At 41.2% G+C, this 512-nt stretch carries 1 protein-coding gene; it reads right to left on the bottom strand.

Annotation, left to right across the window (positions count from 1 at the left end; all coding sequences use genetic code 11):
• The coding region (locus tag EP1X_RS09945; protein ID WP_172672622.1) for an FAD-dependent oxidoreductase at positions 1 to 512 on the bottom strand (512 nt) is incomplete at both ends.

The following is a 512-nucleotide window of genomic DNA, read 5'->3' as shown; positions in this document are numbered from 1 at the left end:
CACCTCTAATGGCATCCCCACCGGCGAAAACTCCGGGAATATTTGTCATCAATTTTTCATCTACCTTTATTACTCCATATTCATCAGCTTCTATTTTTGCCATCGTCATTCTAAGGAGTTTGCTTGTTGTTTTTCCAATTGCTATGACGACTGTATCTGCCTCTAAAACAATAGTATCTCCAGTAGGCACTATTTTTCTTTTTCCTCTGGAGTCCCTCTCTTCGAGAGCTTTCATTTTCATGAACTTCACGGCCTTAACTCTTCCATTTTCATCTCCTATAAACTCCATGGGGCTTAAGAAGAATTCAAATCTTACTCCTTCTTCTTTGGCGTGTTCGACCTCTTCAATTCTCGCTGTAATGTCTTCCTTGCCTCTTCTGTAGGCTATGATCACCTCTGCACCTAGTCTTCTTGCAGTTCTTGCTGCATCCATTGCAGTGTTTCCAGCTCCAATCACTATGACCTTCTTTCCGATTTTTATTGGAGTGTCATACTCTGGAAAAGCATAAGCT

Origin of the sequence: Thermococcus sp. EP1, from assembly GCF_001317345.1 — an archaeon.
Taxonomy (GTDB): Archaea; Methanobacteriota_B; Thermococci; order Thermococcales; family Thermococcaceae; genus Thermococcus_A.
The sequence above is the reverse complement of the archived record's forward strand: the minus strand, read 5'-3'. Positions and strand labels throughout refer to the sequence as shown.